This window comes from Citrobacter sp. RHBSTW-00524 (assembly GCF_013747755.1).
Lineage (GTDB): Bacteria > Pseudomonadota > Gammaproteobacteria > Enterobacterales > Enterobacteriaceae > Citrobacter > Citrobacter braakii.
This window is the reverse complement of sequence record NZ_CP056421.1, coordinates 4,002,106-4,020,538: the sequence shown is the minus strand read 5'-3', so window position 1 is coordinate 4,020,538 and position 18,433 is coordinate 4,002,106. Positions and strand designations below refer to the sequence as shown.

At 55.7% G+C, this 18,433-nt stretch carries 19 protein-coding genes; 11 read left to right on the top strand and 8 right to left on the bottom strand.

Going from position 1 to position 18,433, the window contains the following annotated elements; all coding sequences use genetic code 11:
- Window positions 1-36: 36 nt before the first annotated feature.
- Together HV229_RS19405 and HV229_RS19400 are read right to left on the bottom strand one after the other, a co-directional pair.
- Window positions 37-3,120 (bottom strand): beta-galactosidase, encoded by a 3,084-nt coding sequence (locus HV229_RS19405; protein ID WP_181546172.1) that lies wholly within the window; start codon window positions 3,118-3,120, stop codon window positions 37-39.
- Window positions 3,121-3,241: 121 nt separating this feature from the next.
- Window positions 3,242-4,324 carry a LacI family DNA-binding transcriptional regulator gene (locus tag HV229_RS19400; protein WP_016151953.1) on the bottom strand — a complete coding sequence of 361 codons (1,083 nt, stop codon included), beginning with the start codon at window positions 4,322-4,324 and terminating at the stop codon, window positions 3,242-3,244.
- Window positions 4,325-4,488: 164 nt separating this feature from the next.
- Here HV229_RS19400 and HV229_RS19395 point away from each other — a divergent pair, with 164 nt between their 5' ends.
- On the top strand, window positions 4,489-5,097 hold the full coding sequence (locus HV229_RS19395; protein WP_049269868.1) for a class I SAM-dependent methyltransferase: 609 nt from the start codon (window positions 4,489-4,491) through the stop codon (window positions 5,095-5,097).
- On the opposite strand, the gene HV229_RS19390 is transcribed toward HV229_RS19395, so the two are convergent.
- Both HV229_RS19390 and HV229_RS19385 read right to left on the bottom strand, forming a co-directional pair.
- Window positions 5,094-6,044, bottom strand: coding sequence for a helix-turn-helix domain-containing protein (locus tag HV229_RS19390; RefSeq protein ID WP_181546170.1), 951 nt, complete (start codon window positions 6,042-6,044; stop codon window positions 5,094-5,096). The genes HV229_RS19395 and HV229_RS19390 overlap by 4 nt on opposite strands.
- 18 nt (window positions 6,045-6,062) lie before the next feature.
- The gene (locus tag HV229_RS19385) at window positions 6,063-6,839 is read right to left on the bottom strand and encodes an MBL fold metallo-hydrolase (protein WP_080860317.1); all 777 of its coding nucleotides are present in this window, start codon (window positions 6,837-6,839) and stop codon (window positions 6,063-6,065) included.
- A 378-nt stretch (window positions 6,840-7,217) separates the two neighbouring features.
- Here HV229_RS19385 and HV229_RS19380 point away from each other — a divergent pair, with 378 nt between their 5' ends.
- The 3 genes from HV229_RS19380 to HV229_RS19370 all read left to right on the top strand — a co-directional run bounded on the left by HV229_RS19380 (window position 7,218) and on the right by HV229_RS19370 (window position 8,696).
- Window positions 7,218-7,463, top strand: coding sequence for a DUF2543 family protein (locus HV229_RS19380; RefSeq protein ID WP_019076120.1), 246 nt, complete (start codon window positions 7,218-7,220; stop codon window positions 7,461-7,463).
- Between the two features lie 86 nt (window positions 7,464-7,549).
- Window positions 7,550-8,026 (top strand): cold shock domain-containing protein, encoded by a 477-nt coding sequence (locus HV229_RS19375; RefSeq protein ID WP_016151966.1) that lies wholly within the window; start codon window positions 7,550-7,552, stop codon window positions 8,024-8,026.
- A 295-nt stretch (window positions 8,027-8,321) separates the two neighbouring features.
- On the top strand, window positions 8,322-8,696 hold the full coding sequence (locus HV229_RS19370; RefSeq protein WP_202633421.1) for a hypothetical protein: 375 nt from the start codon (window positions 8,322-8,324) through the stop codon (window positions 8,694-8,696).
- 146 nt (window positions 8,697-8,842) lie between these two features.
- On the opposite strand, the gene HV229_RS26365 is transcribed toward HV229_RS19370, so the two are convergent.
- The 4 genes from HV229_RS26365 to HV229_RS19355 form a co-directional block, all read right to left on the bottom strand.
- The gene (locus tag HV229_RS26365; protein WP_249417769.1) at window positions 8,843-9,178 is read right to left on the bottom strand and encodes a hypothetical protein; all 336 of its coding nucleotides are present in this window, start codon (window positions 9,176-9,178) and stop codon (window positions 8,843-8,845) included.
- Complete coding sequence (locus HV229_RS26360) at window positions 9,175-9,363, bottom strand: hypothetical protein (RefSeq protein ID WP_249417768.1); 189 nt, start codon at window positions 9,361-9,363, stop codon at window positions 9,175-9,177. Before HV229_RS26360 ends, HV229_RS26365 begins: the two co-directional genes overlap by 4 nt.
- Window positions 9,364-9,382: 19 nt before the next feature.
- Window positions 9,383-9,688 (bottom strand): putative quinol monooxygenase, encoded by a 306-nt coding sequence (locus tag HV229_RS19360; protein ID WP_101700596.1) that lies wholly within the window; start codon window positions 9,686-9,688, stop codon window positions 9,383-9,385.
- Window positions 9,689-9,823: 135 nt separating this feature from the next.
- Window positions 9,824-10,636, bottom strand: a complete 813-nt coding sequence (locus HV229_RS19355) for a DNA-binding transcriptional regulator (RefSeq protein ID WP_080860313.1) — start codon at window positions 10,634-10,636, stop codon at window positions 9,824-9,826.
- Between the two features lie 192 nt (window positions 10,637-10,828).
- Between HV229_RS19355 and HV229_RS19350 the strand changes: the two genes are divergently transcribed.
- From HV229_RS19350 to mhpT, 7 genes are all read left to right on the top strand, one after another.
- Window positions 10,829-12,493, top strand: a complete 1,665-nt coding sequence (locus tag HV229_RS19350; protein WP_181546168.1) for a bifunctional 3-(3-hydroxy-phenyl)propionate/3-hydroxycinnamic acid hydroxylase — start codon at window positions 10,829-10,831, stop codon at window positions 12,491-12,493.
- Window position 12,494: 1 nt separating this feature from the next.
- A complete protein-coding gene (gene mhpB / locus HV229_RS19345; protein ID WP_046275617.1) occupies window positions 12,495-13,439 on the top strand; it encodes a 2,3-dihydroxyphenylpropionate/2,3-dihydroxicinnamic acid 1,2-dioxygenase in 945 nt (314 codons plus the stop codon).
- Window positions 13,440-13,467: 28 nt separating this feature from the next.
- A complete protein-coding gene (gene mhpC / locus HV229_RS19340) occupies window positions 13,468-14,334 on the top strand; it encodes a 2-hydroxy-6-oxonona-2,4-dienedioate hydrolase (protein WP_016151973.1) in 867 nt (288 codons plus the stop codon).
- A gap of 9 nt (window positions 14,335-14,343) precedes the next feature.
- A complete protein-coding gene (gene mhpD / locus HV229_RS19335) occupies window positions 14,344-15,153 on the top strand; it encodes a 2-keto-4-pentenoate hydratase (RefSeq protein WP_016151974.1) in 810 nt (269 codons plus the stop codon).
- A complete protein-coding gene (gene mhpF, locus HV229_RS19330; RefSeq protein ID WP_046275615.1) occupies window positions 15,150-16,100 on the top strand; it encodes an acetaldehyde dehydrogenase in 951 nt (316 codons plus the stop codon). Before mhpD ends, mhpF begins: the two co-directional genes overlap by 4 nt.
- Window positions 16,097-17,110, top strand: a complete 1,014-nt coding sequence (mhpE, locus tag HV229_RS19325; RefSeq protein WP_016151976.1) for a 4-hydroxy-2-oxovalerate aldolase — start codon at window positions 16,097-16,099, stop codon at window positions 17,108-17,110. The genes mhpF and mhpE overlap by 4 nt, the downstream gene beginning before the upstream one ends.
- 68 nt (window positions 17,111-17,178) lie before the next feature.
- A complete protein-coding gene (gene mhpT, locus HV229_RS19320; RefSeq protein WP_016155816.1) occupies window positions 17,179-18,390 on the top strand; it encodes a 3-(3-hydroxy-phenyl)propionate transporter MhpT in 1,212 nt (403 codons plus the stop codon).
- Window positions 18,391-18,433: the final 43 nt, after the last annotated feature.

The window sequence follows — 18,433 nt, the reverse complement described above, 5'->3', positions numbered from 1 at the left end:
ATGAATGCGGGCAGGGGGGAACCTGCCCGATTATTATTATTTTTGACCCCAGACCAGCTGGTAGTGGTAGCGTCCGGCACTCAGCAGGAACTCTGGTGAAACGGAAGGACTCCAGGAGTCGTCACCGCCCACGCCCATATGGAAGCCATCAATATTGACCCAGGTACCAGCCTCCGGTTGCAGCAGATGGCGGTGGCTGGTTTCCATCAGTTGCTTCTGGCTAAAGCGGCTGATGTTGAACAGGAAGTCCCCTCGCCATTGATGCGCGCCGTAGCGTAGCTCACGCGTGTTGCAGCGCAGACCGTTTTCGCCAGGGAAAACATATGGGGTGTACATCTCATCAAGCGACAAATCCCAACGATCAAAACAGGCGGCGCTCAAGCGATCCGGGTAGTTCTCATGTGGGCCGAGACCTAACCAGTTCACGCGCTCAGCGATCTGCGCCAGTTGGCAGCTCAGGCCGATGCGGGCCGGATGTGGCGTGCCGCTGGCGACGTCGACATCCACCGTTATCTGCATTTCACCATTGCCGTCAATACGGTAGCTTTTTCGGCTGACGAACAGCGTTTCGCCCTGATACTGCCACGCATGTTCGGTGGCGATCAGTACCGCATGGCTTAGCGTGTCGGCAGCACAGTGCAGTAACGTTGCTTCGACCAGATAATGACCGGCGGCTTTCCAGCGTTCGACCCAGGCGTTAGGGTCGATGCGGGTTGACTCGCTCACGCCGATGTCGTTGTCCAGCGGCGCGCGGGTGAACTGGTCAGTAAGCGGGGTTAACAGCTGAGCTGCGTCGCCAATCCAGTACTGTGTCAGCAGGCCAGACTGACGGTCGAATTGCCAGCGCTTGTCGTTGATCTCAACAGTAAAGGTGTTTTCGCTCACGTTCAGCTGTGGTGCGGTACGGGCAGTTGGCCGTGGCGCCAGGCTGAGTTTCTCTTCCAGCTTCCATTGCTGCCAGGCGCTAATGTGCCCGGCGTCTGACCATGCGGTGGCCTGAGGTTGCTCTACGCGTACCGTTAGCCATAACTGGCCGGCGGTTTCCGGTAGCGGGACATCTGGCAGGGTAATCACCTGGCGACTCTGTGGGGCGATATCCAACACGATTTCTCCGGCGGCCAGCGGGTTGCCATCCTGGGCAATCGACCAGTGCAGAACCTCGTTATCGCTGTGGCGGAACAGATATTCGCTGGTTACTTCAATCTGGCGTTTGGGTCCCGGCAGCAGCGTAAACTGGAAAAACTGCTGCACATGTTTGGCCTCGTATAATGCCGGATGCGGGGTGCGATCGGCGAACACCAGGCCGTTCATGCAAAACTGACGATCGTTAGGCGTGTCGCCAAAATCACCACCGTAGGCAGACCATGCCTTGCCGTTCTCATCATATTTAATCAGCGACTGATCTACCCAGTCCCAGACAAACCCGCCCTGTAGGCGCGGAAATTGACGGAACGCTTGCCAGTATTTGGCGAAGCCGCCAAAACTGTTGCCCATGGCGTGGGCGTATTCGCAGAGGATCAGCGGACGCTGCTCGCCGGGCATCGACAGCCACTTTTTAATCGACCATTTGGGTACCGCGGGGAAGGGCTGATCCTGATCGACGCGGGCGTACATCGGGCAAATAATGTCGGTCGCCGTGGTATTTGCGCCGCCGCCTTCATACTGTACCGGGCGGGACGGATCTTCTGATTTTATCCAGCGGTAGAGCGCGTCATGGTTGGCGCCATGCCCGGATTCATTGCCCAGTGACCAGATGATGATGCTCGGGTGGTTGCGATCGCGTTGCACCATGCGCGTGACGCGCTGGCTCATGGCTGGCAGCCATGCGGGATCGTCGGTGAGGCGATTCATCGGCACCATGCCATGGGTTTCAATGTTGGCTTCGTCGACCACATACAGGCCGTAGCGATCGCACAGGGTGTACCACAATGGATGGTTCGGGTAATGGGAGCAGCGCACGGCGTTAAAGTTGTTCTGCTTCATCAGCAGAATATCCTGCACCATCGTCGCCTCGTCCATCACCTGACCGTTGACCGGATGGTGCTCATGACGGTTGGTGCCGCGAATCAACAGCGGCTTACCGTTGAGTAACAGCAGGCCGTTTTCAATACGAACCTGACGAAAGCCGACATCACAGGCTTCCGCTTCAATCAGCACTCCGTCAGCGGTACGTAACTGGACCACAGTGCGGTACAGATTAGGCGTTTCGGCACTCCACAGCGCCGGGTTTTCGACGTTCAGACGCAGGGTAACCCGATCATGATAAGCGCCGCGTTCATCAATAATTTCGCTGCCGAGCGGGGAAGTCGTTTCGTGAGTGAGCGTTTCACCGTCCCACAATTGCAGGGTGACGCGTAAATCTTCGCTCTCGTTGTCCGCCACTCTGACTTCTGTTTCCAGCGTGGCGCGGCTGAAATCGTCGTTAAAATGGGTGTTAATGCGCAGGTCGCGGATTTGCGTAGCGGGCTTATGCAGCAAAGATACATCGCGAAAGATCCCGCTCATGCGCCACATGTCCTGGTCTTCCAGATAACTGCCGTCGCTCCAGCGCAGCACCATCACTGCCAGGCGGTTTTCGCCTTGCAGCAGATAATCGCTAAGATCGAATTCAGACGGCAGGCGGCTGTCCTGACCGTAGCCAACCCAGCGACCATTGCACCACAAATGAAACGCGGAATTCACCCCGTCAAAAATAATGCGCGTCTGACCTTCATCTAACCACGCGTCTTCGATACTGAATGTGAGCGAGTAACATCCTGTCGGATTCTGCGCTGGAACGTACGGGGGGTTAACCGGGATCGGGTAGGTGACGTTGGTATAAATTGGCGCGTCGTAACCATCCATCTGCCAGTTAGAGGGGACGTTGACAGTATCAGCCTGTGGCAGATCGCTCGTCAGCCAGCTTTCCGGCACGGCCTCAGGCGCGGAAAACCAGGCGAACTGCCACTTGCCATTTAGCGAGCGTAACTGAGTTGATCGCTGATTGGTGCGCGCATCATCCGCTGAGCGCCAGCTACAAAACGGCGGGTGCGCCTCCAGGCGGTTGAGCTGCGTGACGCCGGGATTTTCCCAGTCACGGCGGGCCAGTACAGCGGAGAGTGAATCTGTGTTCAGGTTCATAACGGTATCCTGTTTGAATTTGTTATTCGCTCACAATTTCAATCAAAATACGAATAAGCGATCCCCACTGTAAAGGATGGGGCGCTCAATGAGTGAACTGACTCACACAATTGTTATGCGTTCACAATTTGGGTGTGAGCTGCGAAACTTGCCGCGCTAGCTGGATCAGTGAGTCGGCCAGCACCTGGGGTGAGAGGGTTTGCGTATCGGGAGGCAGAACCGTATTGCGCTTAACCAGGGTTACGGGCAGCAGTTGGTTGCCCACGCTTGAGGTCCCACGGGGAAGTTGCAGCAGTCTGTCGACGCTGGTTTCACCCAGTAACGGAAAATCCTGCCTGATGGTGGTCAGTGGTGGGATGTAGCAGGCGCTGTCTTCGGTGTCATCGTAGCCGATCACCGAGATATCAACCGCCACCCGCAGACCGAACTCGCTGATTGCCCGCATCGCGCCCAGCGCCATTTGATCGTTAGCGACCAGCATGGCCGTGGGGAGATTACCACCATTAAGCATATGCAGCGTTTGCTGAAAACCTGACATCGCGCTCCAGTCGCCTTCCAGCTCCGCGGTGGGTTGCAGCTGGTAGTGCGCCAGATATTTATGCCACCCCGCATGGCGAAGCCTTGCCGAAACCGAAGTGTGTGGCCCGCTCAGCAGGGCGATACGCTGATGCCCATGCTGCACCAGATGTTCAACGCCGAGACGTGCGCCGTCGTCATGGGAGAAAATCACGCTGTTAATTGGCGTCTGATCAGAGACATCAAGAAACAGTACCGGCACCGTACCGCAGGCGGTAGCCACGGCAATGGCGTCTTCTTCATCCAGCGGGTAGTTGATGATAAGCCCGGTTACGCGTTGAGAAAGCAGGTTGTGGACTGCGGCTTTACATGCCTCAACGCCGCTACGTTCGACCATGGCGATCACCACGCTGGCCCCGGACTGGTCGGCGCGGGATTTTATGGCGGCAACGATTTGCGAGGGGGCGTGCAGGGCAAGGTTCGCCGTCACGACGCCAATCAGCGGCGTCTGTTTGCCCGCCAGCTGCTGTGCGACACGGTTGGGGATGTAATTGAGCTCCGCCATCGCGGCCTCAACTTTCTGTCGGGTTTTTGCGGAAACGTGGCTGGCCTGATTCACGACGCGCGAGACGGTCTGGTAAGAGACTCCTGCATGGTCTGCCACATCGTATAGCGTTACCGGTTTCACGTTTATCACCCCTGTCATGACGTTATCTGCGCGCTATGATGCCACAGCGGGACGGTTTTGGGGTATTTGCGCATTGGTTCTGCGAGGCGCATTCCAGGGTTGCAAATCGTGTCCTGGAGGATTTATCGTCGTGATGCTTAACAGAATAAAAAAGTGAGGACATCGTGAGCGACTCTGCGGCAAACAACATTCTGTCCATCTACCAACGTCATGCGGAGGCCTTTGCCAGCCAGCGTTCACGCGCACTGTTCGAGAAAAGCTGGCTGGATAAGTTCATCACCGTGATGGGCGGGCAGGGCAGCATTGTGGATATTGGCTGCGGCAACGGTCAGCCGATTGCTGGTTATTTTATTCAGCAAGGCTTTCCGCTTACGGGAATTGATGGTTCTGCGGCGATGCTGGCGCGGGCCCGGCACACTTTTCCCGCACAGCGCTGGCTGGAGCAGGATATGCGCGAGCTGGGACTTAACGAGACTTTCGATGGTCTGATCGCCTGGGACAGCTTTTTCCATTTAACTCAGCAGGATCAGCAAAAGATGTTCCCGATTTTTGACCGACTCAGCCGTCCCGGCAGCGCGCTGATGTTTACCAGCGGGACGGAAAACGGTATCGCGATGGGGCAATTTGAGGGCGAACCGCTGTTTCACGCCAGCCTCGCGCCGGATGAATACCGCGCATTGCTGTCAGCGCACGGTTTTGTGGTGGTAGAGATGGTGATGGAAGATCCGCACTGCGCCGGGCATACCATCTGGCTGGCGCAAAAACGTGGCTAATCGCCGCGAAAGGTTTTACGCCATTCAGCCGGGCTAACGCCAAAGTGGGATTTAAAATGCTGCCGCCAGGTGATGGGCGACTGGAAACCAACCTGTTCGGCGATGCGTTCAACGGGTAACTGGCTGGACTCCAGCAGTATCTGACTACGGCGCAGACGCTCGGCAATCAACCATTCGGCCACGCTTGACCCGGTGGCCTTCATAAAATGACGGGTTAAAGTGCGACGGCTCATCATCACCCGCTGCGCCAGCTCGTCGAGATTATGCGGTTCGTGGAGATGCTGGCGCAAATAGTCGAGCAGGACGTTGATGCGCTGATCCTGGGTGTTTTTCGCCACGGGTTGCTCGATAAACTGTGACTGGCCGCCCTCACGATGCGGCGGCACAATCATCCGTCGGGCAATCTGATTCGCCGCCGTGCTGCCAAAACGCTGACGGATGACGTACAGACAGCAATCCAGCGCGGCGGCGGTGCCTGCCGAGGTAATTATGCCGTCGTCATCCACGTACAGCGCGTTAATATCCAGACGGGCTGCCGGAAAGCGCGCCTGAAAATCTTGCTCGAACTCCCAATGCGTAGCCGCCCGTTTGCCATCGAGCAGACCGGCATAGCCGAGGACAAATGCCCCCAGACATAGCCCGACAATCTGTGCGCCGTTTTGTCGCGCATGGTTGAGCGCATCAAGCAGGCTTTGTGGTGGACGATGTGCCGTGGTGCCCCAGTAGGGGAGCACCACGATGTCGGCGGCCTCCACCGCTTCATAGCCGTGAGCTGCGGTAATGGAAAAGCCATCCTGCGAGGAAACGATACCTGGCTGTTCGGCGCAAAGTTGCACCTCGAAGCGTTTCTTCGCCGCTACTTTGTCACTGAAAATGATGCACGGCACCGAGAAGTGAAACGGGCTGAAATCTTCCACGGCAACAATGGCGACGTTAAGCGGTTGCATACGATTCCTTTGTGGATATTAAAACGTCAGGGTTTCGCCATCTTCCGGTACGTTAACAAATTGCGCAATCTGGTTATCGTGGGCGTACTCTTTTAGAGCCGCGCGAGTCAGAAGACAGTGGTTAATTGCCTCCATGTGGGTCGCCACAATTTGTGCTTCGGGCAGCGTGAAGTGGGTTTTTAGCACATCTTCTGCGCCCATGATGATTGGGCCAAACCCGATAACGTGGGCAAAACCTGCGTTCAAAATAACCACGCCAGGCAGGAACGTCCGCATGTTGGTTTCCACCTCGTCGCGCCAGAGAGTGTCCCCGATCAGATACAGCGTTTTTTCCGCCGGATGCTGGAAGATAACCCCGCAGGCATCACCCAGACGCTCCGCCATTTGCGGGATGGCGTAAGCGCGATCCGAACCGTGCTGGCCGCCGGTTTTACGCAGGGTGATGTCGCCGAGCGTGGTGCTGTGTGCCAGTACGGTCAGTTGCGTGAAACCCTGCTTTCGCAGCACCTGCTTATCCTGCTCATTTTGTACATAGATCGGTTTGTCTTTCGGTACGATACGAGCAGCAGCCTCATCCCAATGATCTTCATGCAGATGGGTCACGATCAGCGCATCGACGTTGAGCAGGGTGTCGACATCAACGGGCAGTTCCACAGTCGGGTTGCGGATCTCGGCGCGTGCCGTTCCGGTAAAGCCCGGATAAGTCCCTTTTGCCGCCAGCATTGGATCGATCAGAAAGGTTTTACCGCCAAAGGTGATGCGCTGTGTGGCGTTACGGATTTGCGTGATGTTCATGGTGTTTGCTCCACATGTTGGGTCAGTGGTGTCATCGTAGAGTGTTGCCCAGAAGATGAATGTGGGCAAATGGGCGACTAGCGATGAGATTGGGCCAATAGCAGATGGCAGAGATCGATAATGTAATTAGAATTAAAGTAATTGAATATTCCCTTTGCGACTCTTTATTTAATTCGCAGCCATTATTTCGTACTGAAAAAAACGTCATTTAAATAAGAGTAGATTTATTAAATACGAAGCGGCTCCAGAAAATAGTGTTGATATATGCAACGTATTACAGCCAATAAAACAGATCGCGAACCATGAAATAAGAATGCTATCATTCACACCAGACGCGGCAGGCAACTGCTGGCACACGCATTTACCCCGGAGCACCCGATGAACAACGACATTCCGCTAAAATTTTATGATATCGCCGACGAATACGCGACTGAAGCTGCAAAGCCGGTGAGCGATACAGAACGCGACGCACTGGCACTCTACTTCCAGCAGTTGATCACTCGTTTGATGAACAATGAAGAGATCAGCGAAGAAGCGCAGCAGGAGATGGCAACCGAGGCTGGAGTCGACGCACAGCGTATCGATGATATCGCGGAGTTCCTCAATCGTTGGGGTAACGAGTAGCCAAAGACATGGCCTGTGTTTTACACTGCGCGCAAATTGAGTAGGTATACTCTACAAGTAATAGGTTTAATCAGGCGGAAACAGCAATGAACGGAACAATCACAACGTGGTTTAAAGATAAAGGCTTTGGATTTATCAAAGATGAAAACGGCGACAACCGCTATTTTCATGTGATTAAGGTTGCTAATCCTGAGCTGATCAAGAAAGACGCGGCGGTGACCTTTGAGCCTACCACCAACAACAAAGGCTTATCTGCCTACGCGGTAAAAGTCATACCCGACAGCAAATACATCTATATCGCGGGCGAGCGTCTGAAGCTCACGGCGATCAAGTCTTACCTGGTCTACAGCGAAGAAGTCCCTGCTGAGACTCGTATCGACAAAGAAAATGCGGTGCTGTCCGTTGGTGTGCTGATGAACAGCATCCGACCGAAATCAGACGTGAAGCCTGGTGAAATGCGCACGCTGAAAAAGCTGGCCATCACCACCTTCCAGGGCACGACGCTGATCTTCTCGGAAGATGAAATCGACATCGACGAGACGGTGAAACTGCTTAAGGTCTGAAGCCCTTCAGAGTGAATGAAAACCGAAATCCTGCTCTTTTCAGAAGCGGGGTTTCGGTTTAGTACTGTGTGAATGGGGTGAATTGAGAATAGCTTTCTTTGACAACTCGAATCCCACTTGCAGCAGTATAAGAATTCTTTTGATTATATTGAATTGTTTTGTAAGTATTCCAGATGATACAGTTATCCCTACAGTGACAAAGCCGAGGTCTGATGCTTACCTCATTATGAGGACATAAATAACTGTCGGAGTTGGTCACTTCGTAATTAGTTTATATGAATTTTTCGGGCGAAAGATGAAAATATATAAAATAGCGATCATTGTAGCAGGTTTGTTTATTTTGCAGGGTTGTGATAGTCAGGAAACGAAAGTTAAAAAGTTACTAAAGTGTGGTTTGGCAGTTAATGAGGTAGGTAATTCCCTGGCACAAGAAAATTACAAAAAAAACGGTGTCACTGCTATATTTGGACGCTCACCACCACATATTAGCTCTTATGACATGATGAGAATAGGTCAGGATGCCAGAGATGAGTTATGGATGAATGGCCGAAACCGTAGAGGAGAGGCCCAAAAAATAATTGAAGAGTATGAAGAGAGCTACTGTGTTGACATACACCAGGTTCCGGATGATGAAAATATTAAAAAATTAAAATTGATGTTGCGCATATGAAAAGAAGAAGGAGCGACTGTTGACGCTCCTCTTTATTGATATGACTCTGGCTTCGTAATTAGGGATAAGAACTCTTGTTCGCTGACCATAGTTCTATTATTGAGAATATCCTGGCCTCTTTACAAGAGACCAGGGTCAGCATCTGGCTACTTAAGCTTGCCTCTCAATCCTTCATAGACATCAAGTGCTTTCTGTACATTTGCCTCATTCATCGATATCTCAGAGAAGTCGATAAACCAGGTACCGGAGCTGTGTTTGTTAATGACAAAGATTTTTTTGCCCTGAACAAAACGATACTCAACGTCGTATTCCTTGTTAAACGTTGAGCCAGCATCTGGGATGGTGAACGTTGTTGTTACACTCGAATTTTGTGGATCCCATTTTAAGAAGTTTGAATAAAGTGCAATCCAGTTATCAAGATTGCTTTTCGTGACATAGCCGAACTGATTAACAACATTCCCGCCGTTATAGATAACTATCATCGCATAATCGCCATCGTCGTCGAGGCGTAAAGTCCCATGGAAAGCATCATTATATTAGGGGCTTTCGGCAACTGGATATCGATGCCCGTTTTGTACTGCGTCCAGGGGTAGTAAAAGGCTGGTTTGCCTGGTGTGGAGCATCCTGTTAAAAACATAATTAATAGTAATCCAAGTACTTTCTTCATTATCTATCCTGTTTCTTAATTATGATGAGACCGTCGGATTTACCACGTCATCCATCAGTATGTAACGTGCTTCCTGGCGCGTGTATTGATCGATTAACGGCACAAGTCGCCGGAAATGCTCACTGGCACAATGTTCATCGAGAGCCGCGTGGTTTGGCCATTCTTCGATAAAAATAAAATGCCCCGGATCTTTTTCATCAATATAGAGGTCATAAGCAATGCATTGCGGCTCTTTCTTCGTCGCCGATATTAGCTCACGGTACCAAGGGAGAACGGTTTCAATATACTCAGGTTTGATGAAATCTTCGGCAATGACCTTTAACATGCAGCCTCCTGGCAGAAAACGAATGCACACTATGTGATGAAGATATATTTAGGGCAAGACGCCACTGTGTTATATCGGTCGGTGAGTGAGTTATCTCAGCTATTAATCCGATGATCCGCTTAACTGTGATCCATCTCACCTCCCGGCAACCAAAATCTCCTGCGACTCAACGCCGTCCTCTATCTGTTTCGCCACCTTTTGTAAGGCCGGAAGATGTTTTTCCGCGGCCTGTTCGATGGTCATGGCGCTGGCCATATACACCAGATTCAGGCAGCCGATCACCCGCTGTTCACTGCGAATGGGGACGGCGATGGAGGCGATTTTCTCCTCCTGATCCCAACCGCGAAAGTTCTGGCCAAAACCGTCTTTTCGCGCACGGCTCAAAATGGCGTCGAGCTTCAGCGGTTCGCGCGCCAACTGGAACTCATCTCCCGGTCGTGAAGCCAGCATTTCAATCAGTTCCTGACGTTCATTCTCCGGGCTAAATGCCAGCCAAGTCAGGCCGGATGCGGTTTTCAGCAGCGGCAAACGACGCCCGACCATCGCCCGATGAAACGACAGGCGGCTGAAGCGATGGGTGGTTTCACGCACCACCATCGCGTCCACATCCAGCGTGGAAACGTCGGTCGGCCAGATGACCTCGCGCAGCAAATCCCCCAACAGCGGGGCGGCGAGCGCAGAAATCCACTGCTCGTCACGAAATCCCTCACTGAGCTGACGGACCTTAATGGTTAAGCGAAAGCTGTCATCGGACAGACTGCGCCGGACGTAACCCTCATCCTGCAGGGTTTCCAGTAGTCGCCTGACCGTGGTGCGGTGCAGGCCGCTCAGCTCTGCCAGCAGGCCAACGCTGGCCCCGCCGTCGAGACGATTTAACATATTTAATAACATTAGTCCGCGCGTTAACCCGCGCACGGTTTTGTATTCGGTACTGTCGTCACTTTTCATATTTATTGACAAATCTACAGTTAAAACAACGTTGTGCACTTAGTGCACATCCAGGCATATTTTGATTGTAGCGCAAAAACTCACTTCTATACTGACCGCACAATAAAAAATTATTCACATTCTTTTAACAAAAAACAATTGCGCCTCACCAGGGTCTGCAATTGCATTTTGTCCGAGTAGTGAGGTTCTGAAATGACAACAATAAATCCAGATATCCAACCCGCTGTGCAGCACACCGTGCAGGTAGCGATTGCCGGAGCCGGTCCGGTAGGGCTGATGATGGCGAACTATCTTGGCCAGATGGGCATTGAGGTGTTGGTGGTGGAGAAGCTCGATACCCTTATCGACTATCCTCGCGCCATCGGCATTGACGATGAAGCGCTGCGCACCATGCAGTCCGTCGGTCTGGTCGAAAATGTTCTGCCGCACACCACGCCGTGGCATGCGATGCGCTTTCTCACCCCGAAAGGGCGCTGTTTTGCTGATATCCAGCCGATGACCGACGAATTTGGCTGGTCGCGCCGCAACGCGTTTATTCAGCCGCAGGTAGACGCGGTGATGCTGGAAGGGCTGTCGCGTTTTCCCAACGTGCGCTGCCTGTTCTCCCGCGAACTGGAAGCCTTCAGCCAGCAAAATGGTGAAGTGACGTTGAACCTGAAAGCGCCGGATGGCCAGCGTGAAACGGTGAAAGCTCAGTGGCTGGTGGCCTGCGACGGTGGGGCCAGCAACGTCAGACGTTCGCTGAATGTGCCATTTGAAGGCAAAACCGCGCCGAATCAGTGGATTGTGGTGGATATCGCTAACGATCCGCTCAGCACGCCGCATGTGTATCTGTGCTGCGATCCGGTGCGCCCGTATGTCTCCGCCGCGCTGCCGCACGCGGTGCGCCGCTTTGAATTTATGGTAATGCCAGGGGAAACCGAAGCGCAGCTCAGCGAACCGCAGAATATGCGCCAGCTTTTGAGCAAAGTGCTGCCGAACCCGGACAACGTCGAGCTGATCCGCCAGCGCGTATATACCCATAACGCACGTCTGGCCGAACGTTTTCGCATTGACCGCGTGCTGCTGGCGGGCGATGCGGCGCACATTATGCCGGTCTGGCAGGGGCAGGGGTACAACAGCGGCATGCGCGATGCCTTCAATCTGGCGTGGAAACTGGCGCTGGTGATTGAGGGCAAAGCCGGTGATGCGCTGTTGGATACCTACCAGCAGGAGCGCCGTGACCACGCCAAAGCGATGATCGATCTCTCGGTGACCGCAGGCAACGTACTTGCGCCGCCGAAACGCTGGCACGGCGCGGTGCGCGACGGGGTTTCCTGGCTGCTGAACTACATTCCGCCGGTCAAACGCTACTTCCTTGAAATGCGCTTTAAGCCGATGCCGCAGTACCACGCCGGGGCGCTGGTGCGTGAAGGCGACGCGAAAACCTCCCCCGTTGGCAAGATGTTTATCCAGCCGAAGGTAACGCTGGAATCAGGTGAAGTGACGCTGCTCGACAACGTCATCGGACCGAATTTCGCGGTGATCGGTTGGGGCTGTAACCCGCTGTGGGGCATGAGCGAGGCGCAGATCCAACAGTGGCAGGCGCTGGGGACGCAGTTTATCCAGGTGGTGCCGGATACACAGATACAAACCGATCAGGATAACCACGACGGCGTTACCCGCATTGGCGATACGCAAAACCGCCTGCGCACGTGGTTTGCCCAGCACAACGCCGCGCTGGTGGTGATACGCCCGGACCGCTTTGTCGCTGCCATCGCCATTCCGCAAACCCTGGGCAGTACCCTGAATAAACTGGCGTCGGTGATGACGCTCACCCGCGTTAATGCCCACATTCCCGCTGAAAAGGTGGCCTGATATGCACGCTTATCTTCACTGTCTTTCCCACTCGCCGCTGGTGGGTTACGTCGACCCGGCGCAGGCCGTGCTCGACGAGGTTAACGGTGTGATCGCCAGCGCCCGGGCACGTATTGCGGCGTTCGACCCTGAATTGGTGGTGCTGTTTGCCCCCGATCACTACAACGGATTTTTCTACGACGTGATGCCGCCGTTCTGTTTAGGCGTAGGCGCTACGGCGATCGGCGATTTCGGTAGCGCGGCGGGGGAACTGCCGGTGCCGACAGATCTCGCTGAAGCCTGCGCCCACGCGGTAATGAAAAGCGGCATCGATCTCGCCGTGTCCTACAACATGCAGGTCGATCACGGCTTCGCGCAGCCGCTGGAGTTTTTGCTCGGCGGTCTGGATAACGTGCCGGTGCTGCCAGTGTTTATTAACGGCGTCGCCACGCCGCTGCCGGGCTTTCAGCGTACCCGCATGCTCGGTGAAGCGATTGGCCGATTCGCCAGCTCGCTGAATCAGCGTGTGCTGTTTTTAGGCTCCGGCGGCCTGTCGCATCAGCCGCCGGTCCCGGAGCTGGCGAAGGCTGATGCCCATATGCGCGACCGCCTGCTCGGCAGCGGCAAACAACTGCCTGAAAACGAGCGCGAGCTGCGCCAGCAGCGGGTGATCAGCGCCGCCGAGAAGTTTGTGGCCGATCAACACACGCTGCATCCGCTTAATCCTGTCTGGGATAACCGCTTTATGACACTGCTTGAACAGGGGCGTTTGCAGGAGCTGGACGCGGTCAGTAACGAAGAACTGTCCGCGATGGCGGGCAAATCAACGCACGAAGTTAAAACCTGGGTTGCTGCCTTCGCCGCTATTTCTGCCTTTGGCAACTGGCGCAGCGAAGGCCGTTATTACCGCCCGATCCCAGAGTGGATCGCTGGATTCGGCTCCCTGAGCGCCACCACACAGAACTGAAACAGAACAGAATATGCAGGAGAACATCATGACTTACCAACCGCAAACCGAAGCCGCAACCAGTCGTTTTCTGCAGGTGCAGGAAGCAGGCGAAACGCTGCGCGTGCATTTCAATGACTGTGGGCAGGGCGAAGAGACTGTCGTGCTGTTGCATGGATCTGGTCCGGGTGCGACGGGCTGGGCGAACTTCAGCCGCAATATCGATCCGCTGGTGGAGGCTGGATACCGGGTGATCCTGCTGGATTGTCCTGGCTGGGGCAAAAGCGATGGCATCGTTAACCGCGGTTCGCGATCCGATCTTAATGCTCGCATCCTGAAAAGCGTGGTCGATCAGTTGGATATTCAGAAAATCCACCTGCTGGGCAACTCGATGGGGGGCCACAGTGCCGTGGCGTTCACCCTGAGCTGGCCGGAGCGTGTGGGCAAGCTGGTGCTGATGGGCGGCGGGACGGGGGGTATGAGCCTGTTTACCCCGATGCCGACCGAAGGCATCAAGCGCCTGAATCAGCTGTACCGCGAACCGACCATCGAGAACCTGAAGCTGATGATGGAGATCTTTGTCTTCGACACCAGCGACCTGACCGAGGCGCTGTTTGAGGCTCGTCTGAATAACATGCTGTCGCGTCGCGATCACCTGGAAAACTTTGTCCACAGCCTTGAAGCCAACCCGAAACAGTTTCCGGATTTCAGCCCGCGCCTGGGGGAAATCAAAGCCCAGACCCTGATTGTCTGGGGACGCAACGACCGCTTCGTGCCGATGGACGCCGGCCTGCGCCTGCTCTCCGGGATTGCCGGGTCTGAGCTGCACATCTACCGCGACTGCGGGCACTGGGCACAGTGGGAACATGCGGATGCTTTTAACCAGCTGGTGCTGAACTTCCTCGCACGCCCTTAAGGAACGGACATGACGAATCTTAATCTTGAGCAGTTAGCCGCCGATTTACGTCAGGCTGAGGAAAAAGGGGACGCTATCGCCCCGCTGCGTGAACTGATCGGCGTGGATAACGCCGAAGCGGCCTACGCCATTCAGCGTATCAATGTGCAGTATGACGTGGCGCGAGGGCGTCGCGTCGTCGGGCGCAAAGTGGGGCTGACACATCCGAAAGTGCAACAGCAGCTGGGCGTCGATCAGCCGGACTTCGGCACGCTGTTCGCCGACATGTGCTACGGCGACAACGACACCATTGCGTTTGCCCGCGTGCTACAACCGCGTATTGAAGCGGAGATTGCGCTGGTGCTGAACCGCGATCTGCCCAATGCCGATACCACCTTTGACGAGCTGTACAACGCCATCGAGTGGGTGCTACCCGCGCTGGAAGTGGTCGGCAGCCGTATTCGCGACTGGTCGATCAAGTTTGTTGATACCGTGGCGGATAACGCCTCCTGTGGCGTGTATGTGGTCGGCGGCCCGGCACAACGTCCGGCAGGATTAGATCTGAAAAACTGCGCGATGAAAATGACGCGCAATAACGAAGAGGTTTCCAGCGGGCGCGGTAGCGAATGTCTGGGACATCCGATCAACGCCGCCGTGTGGCTGGCGCGCAAAATGGCCAGCCTCGGCGAGCCGCTGCGTGCCGGGGACATTATTCTCACCGGGGCGTTAGGCCCGATGGTGGCGGTGAATGCGGGCGATCGTTTTGAAGCCCATATCGACGGTATTGGTTCAGTTGCCGCCACCTTTTCAGCGGCGGTTACAAAAGGAAGTCAGTCATGAGTAAGCGTAAAGTCGCCATTATCGGCTCTGGCAACATCGGCACCGATTTGATGATTAAAATTCTGCGTCACGGCGTACGTCTGGAGATGGCGGTGATGGTGGGGATTGATCCGCAATCCGACGGTCTGGCACGCGCCCGGCGTATGGGCGTTGCCACCACCCATGAAGGGGTGACGGGGCTTCTTGCGATGCCAGAATTCGCTGACATTGACATCGTGTTTGATGCCACCAGCGCGGGCGCGCACGTGAAAAATGACGCCGCGCTGCGCGCCGTAAAACCGGGGATCCGTCTGATCGACCTGACGCCCGCAGCGATCGGCCCGTACTGCGTCCCGGTGGTGAATCTGGAGGCCAACGTTAACCAGCAGAACGTCAATATGGTGACCTGCGGCGGGCAGGCGACCATCCCGATGGTGGCGGCGGTTTCTCGCGTGGCAAAAGTCCATTACGCCGAAATTATCGCCTCGATCGCCAGTAAATCTGCGGGACCGGGCACCCGCGCCAATATCGACGAGTTTACCGAAACCACCTCGAAGGCGATTGAAGTGGTGGGGGGCGCGGCTAAAGGCAAAGCCATTATCGTACTTAACCCGGCTGAGCCGCCGCTGATGATGCGCGACACGGTGTATGTGTTGAGCGAAGCGGCCTCCCAGCTTGAAGTTGAAGCGTCGATTAATGACATGGCGGCGGCGGTGCAGGCGTATGTGCCGGGCTATCGCCTGAAACAGCGCGTCCAGTTTGAAGTCATCCCGCAGGATAAACCGGTGAATCTGCCGGGTATTGGTCAGTTTTCCGGGCTGAAAACCGCGGTGTATCTGGAAGTGGAAGGTGCGGCGCACTATTTACCCGCCTATGCGGGCAACCTCGACATTATGACCTCCAGCGCGCTGGCGACCGCTGAGCAGATGGCGCAGTCACTCACCCGTCAGGCAGGAGAAGCAGCATGAACGGTAAAAAACTCTATATCTCTGACGTGACCCTGCGCGACGGTATGCATGCGATTCGTCACCAGTATTCGCTGGAAAACGTACGCCAGATTGCCAAAGCGCTGGACGACGCGCGGGTTGATTCCATTGAGGTGGCCCACGGCGACGGTTTACAAGGTTCCAGCTTTAACTACGGCTTTGGCGCGCACAGCGATCTCGAGTGGATTGAAGCGGCAGCAGACGTGGTCAAACACGCAAAGATCGCCACGCTGTTGCTGCCGGGCATCGGCACTCTTCATGACCTGAAAAACGCGTATCAGGCCGGCGCGCGAGTGGTGCGCGTGGCGACCCACTGCACCGAAGCGGACGTGTCGGCCCAGCATATTCAGTACGCGCGTGAGCTTGGCATGGATACCGTCGGCTTTCTGATGATGAGCCATATGACCACGCCGGAGAATCTGGCGCAGCAGGCGAAGCTGATGGAAAACTACGGCGCGACGTGTATCTACGTGGTCGATTCCGGCGGGGCAATGAATATGAGCGATATTCGCGCCCGCTTCCGCGCCCTGAAAGCGGTGCTGAAGCCGGAGACAGAAACCGGAATGCATGCGCATCACAACCTGAGTCTCGGCGTGGCGAACTCGATTGCCGCGGTGGAAGAGGGCTGCGACCGTATCGACGCCAGCCTGGCGGGTATGGGCGCTGGCGCGGGCAACGCGCCGCTGGAAGTGTTTATCGCCGCTGCGGATAAGCTCGGCTGGCAGCACGGCACCGATCTGTATGCGCTGATGGACGCCGCCGACGATCTGGTGCGTCCACTGCAGGACCGTCCGGTGCGGGTGGATCGCGAAACGCTGGCACTGGGCTATGCCGGGGTGTACTCCAGCTTCTTGCGTCACTGCGAAGTGGCGGCGGCGCGTTATGGCCTGAGCGCGGTCGATATTCTGGTTGAATTGGGCAAACGCCGAATGGTGGGCGGCCAGGAAGATATGATCGTCGACGTGGCGCTGGATCTGCGCAATAGCAAATAAAAATGATTACGCGGCTGGCAACGTATCAGCCGCGACTCACCTGCATCGTGACCTCAGAGGTACATCTTATGACTACCCGTACCCCCACATCTTACCGCCTGACGTTAACCGTCGGGCTTTGCTTTTTAGTTGCCCTGATGGAAGGGCTGGATCTACAGGCCGCCGGGATCGCTGCCGTCGGTATCGCCCAGGCGTTTGCGCTGGATAAAATGCAGATGGGCTGGATCTTCAGTGCGGGCATTCTCGGACTGCTGCCCGGCGCGCTGGTGGGCGGCATGCTGGCCGATCGCTATGGCCGCAAGCGTATTCTTATTGCCTCCGTGGCGCTGTTCGGCCTGTTCTCGCTGGCGACGGCGATTTCCTGGGATTTCTCGTCGCTGGTGTTTGCCCGTCTGATGACCGGCGTCGGGTTGGGCGCGGCGTTGCCGAATCTGATCGCGCTGACCTCCGAAGCGGCGGGCCCGCGTTTTCGCGGTACGGCGGTGAGTCTGATGTACTGCGGCGTGCCGATTGGCGCGGCGTTAGCGGCGGCGCTCGGGTTTAGCGGTCTGGCCGCCGCCTGGCAAACGGTGTTCTGGGTTGGCGGAGTGATCCCGCTGCTGCTGGTGCCGTTGTTGATGCGCTGGCTGCCAGAATCACAGGTTTATGCCCAGCAAACACAGGTGGCCGCCGCGCCGTTGCGCGCCCTGTTCGCACCTGCTACCGCCACAGCCACGCTGCTGCTGTGGTTGTGCTATTTCTTCACCCTGCTGGTGGTGTATATGCTGATCAACTGGCTGCCGATGCTGCTGGTGGAGCAGGGCTTTCAGCCCTCGCAGGCGGCAGGCGTGATGTTTGCTCTGCAAATCGGCGCGGCCAGCGGCACGTTAATTCTCGGGGCGTTAATGGACAAACTGCGCCCGGTGGTCATGTCGCTTCTGATCTATACCGGGATGTTGGCTTCGTTGCTGGCGCTGGGGACGGTGTCGTCATTGAGCGGTATGCTGATGGCCGGATTTGTGGCGGGGATGTTTGCCACTGGAGGACAAAGCGTGCTGTATGCGCTGGCTCCGCTGTTTTACAGTACGCAGATCCGCGCGACAGGCGTGGGCACCGCCGTCGCCGTTGGGCGTCTGGGGGCGATGAGCGGCCCGCTGCTGGCAGGAAAAATGTTAGCGCTCGGCACTGGAACGGTAGGCGTGATGGCAGCTTCTGCGCCGGGCATTTTACTGGCAGGGCTGGCGGTATTTTTCCTGATGAGCCGTAAATCGCAGATGCCGATCCCGACCAGTGGCTCATAAGCAATCGTTCGGTTGTATGAGTGGGGAGATACGGTTCCCACTT

Coding starts and splice junctions, on each gene's coding strand:
- HV229_RS19405 (WP_181546172.1), bottom strand. CDS start 3,120: ATGAACCTGAACACAGATTCACTCTCCGCTGTACTGGCCCGCCGTGAC.
- HV229_RS19390 (WP_181546170.1), bottom strand. CDS start 6,044: ATGCAACCGCTTAACGTCGCCATTGTTGCCGTGGAAGATTTCAGCCCG.
- HV229_RS19385 (WP_080860317.1), bottom strand. CDS start 6,839: ATGAACATCACGCAAATCCGTAACGCCACACAGCGCATCACCTTTGGC.
- HV229_RS19380 (WP_019076120.1), top strand. CDS start 7,218: ATGAACAACGACATTCCGCTAAAATTTTATGATATCGCCGACGAATAC.
- HV229_RS19375 (WP_016151966.1), top strand. CDS start 7,550: ATGAACGGAACAATCACAACGTGGTTTAAAGATAAAGGCTTTGGATTT.
- HV229_RS19370 (WP_202633421.1), top strand. CDS start 8,322: ATGAAAATATATAAAATAGCGATCATTGTAGCAGGTTTGTTTATTTTG.
- HV229_RS26365 (WP_249417769.1), bottom strand. CDS start 9,178: ATGATAGTTATCTATAACGGCGGGAATGTTGTTAATCAGTTCGGCTAT.
- HV229_RS26360 (WP_249417768.1), bottom strand. CDS start 9,363: ATGAAGAAAGTACTTGGATTACTATTAATTATGTTTTTAACAGGATGC.
- HV229_RS19360 (WP_101700596.1), bottom strand. CDS start 9,688: ATGTTAAAGGTCATTGCCGAAGATTTCATCAAACCTGAGTATATTGAA.
- HV229_RS19355 (WP_080860313.1), bottom strand. CDS start 10,636: ATGAAAAGTGACGACAGTACCGAATACAAAACCGTGCGCGGGTTAACG.
- HV229_RS19350 (WP_181546168.1), top strand. CDS start 10,829: ATGACAACAATAAATCCAGATATCCAACCCGCTGTGCAGCACACCGTG.
- mhpB (WP_046275617.1), top strand. CDS start 12,495: ATGCACGCTTATCTTCACTGTCTTTCCCACTCGCCGCTGGTGGGTTAC.
- mhpC (WP_016151973.1), top strand. CDS start 13,468: ATGACTTACCAACCGCAAACCGAAGCCGCAACCAGTCGTTTTCTGCAG.
- mhpD (WP_016151974.1), top strand. CDS start 14,344: ATGACGAATCTTAATCTTGAGCAGTTAGCCGCCGATTTACGTCAGGCT.
- mhpF (WP_046275615.1), top strand. CDS start 15,150: ATGAGTAAGCGTAAAGTCGCCATTATCGGCTCTGGCAACATCGGCACC.
- mhpE (WP_016151976.1), top strand. CDS start 16,097: ATGAACGGTAAAAAACTCTATATCTCTGACGTGACCCTGCGCGACGGT.
- mhpT (WP_016155816.1), top strand. CDS start 17,179: ATGACTACCCGTACCCCCACATCTTACCGCCTGACGTTAACCGTCGGG.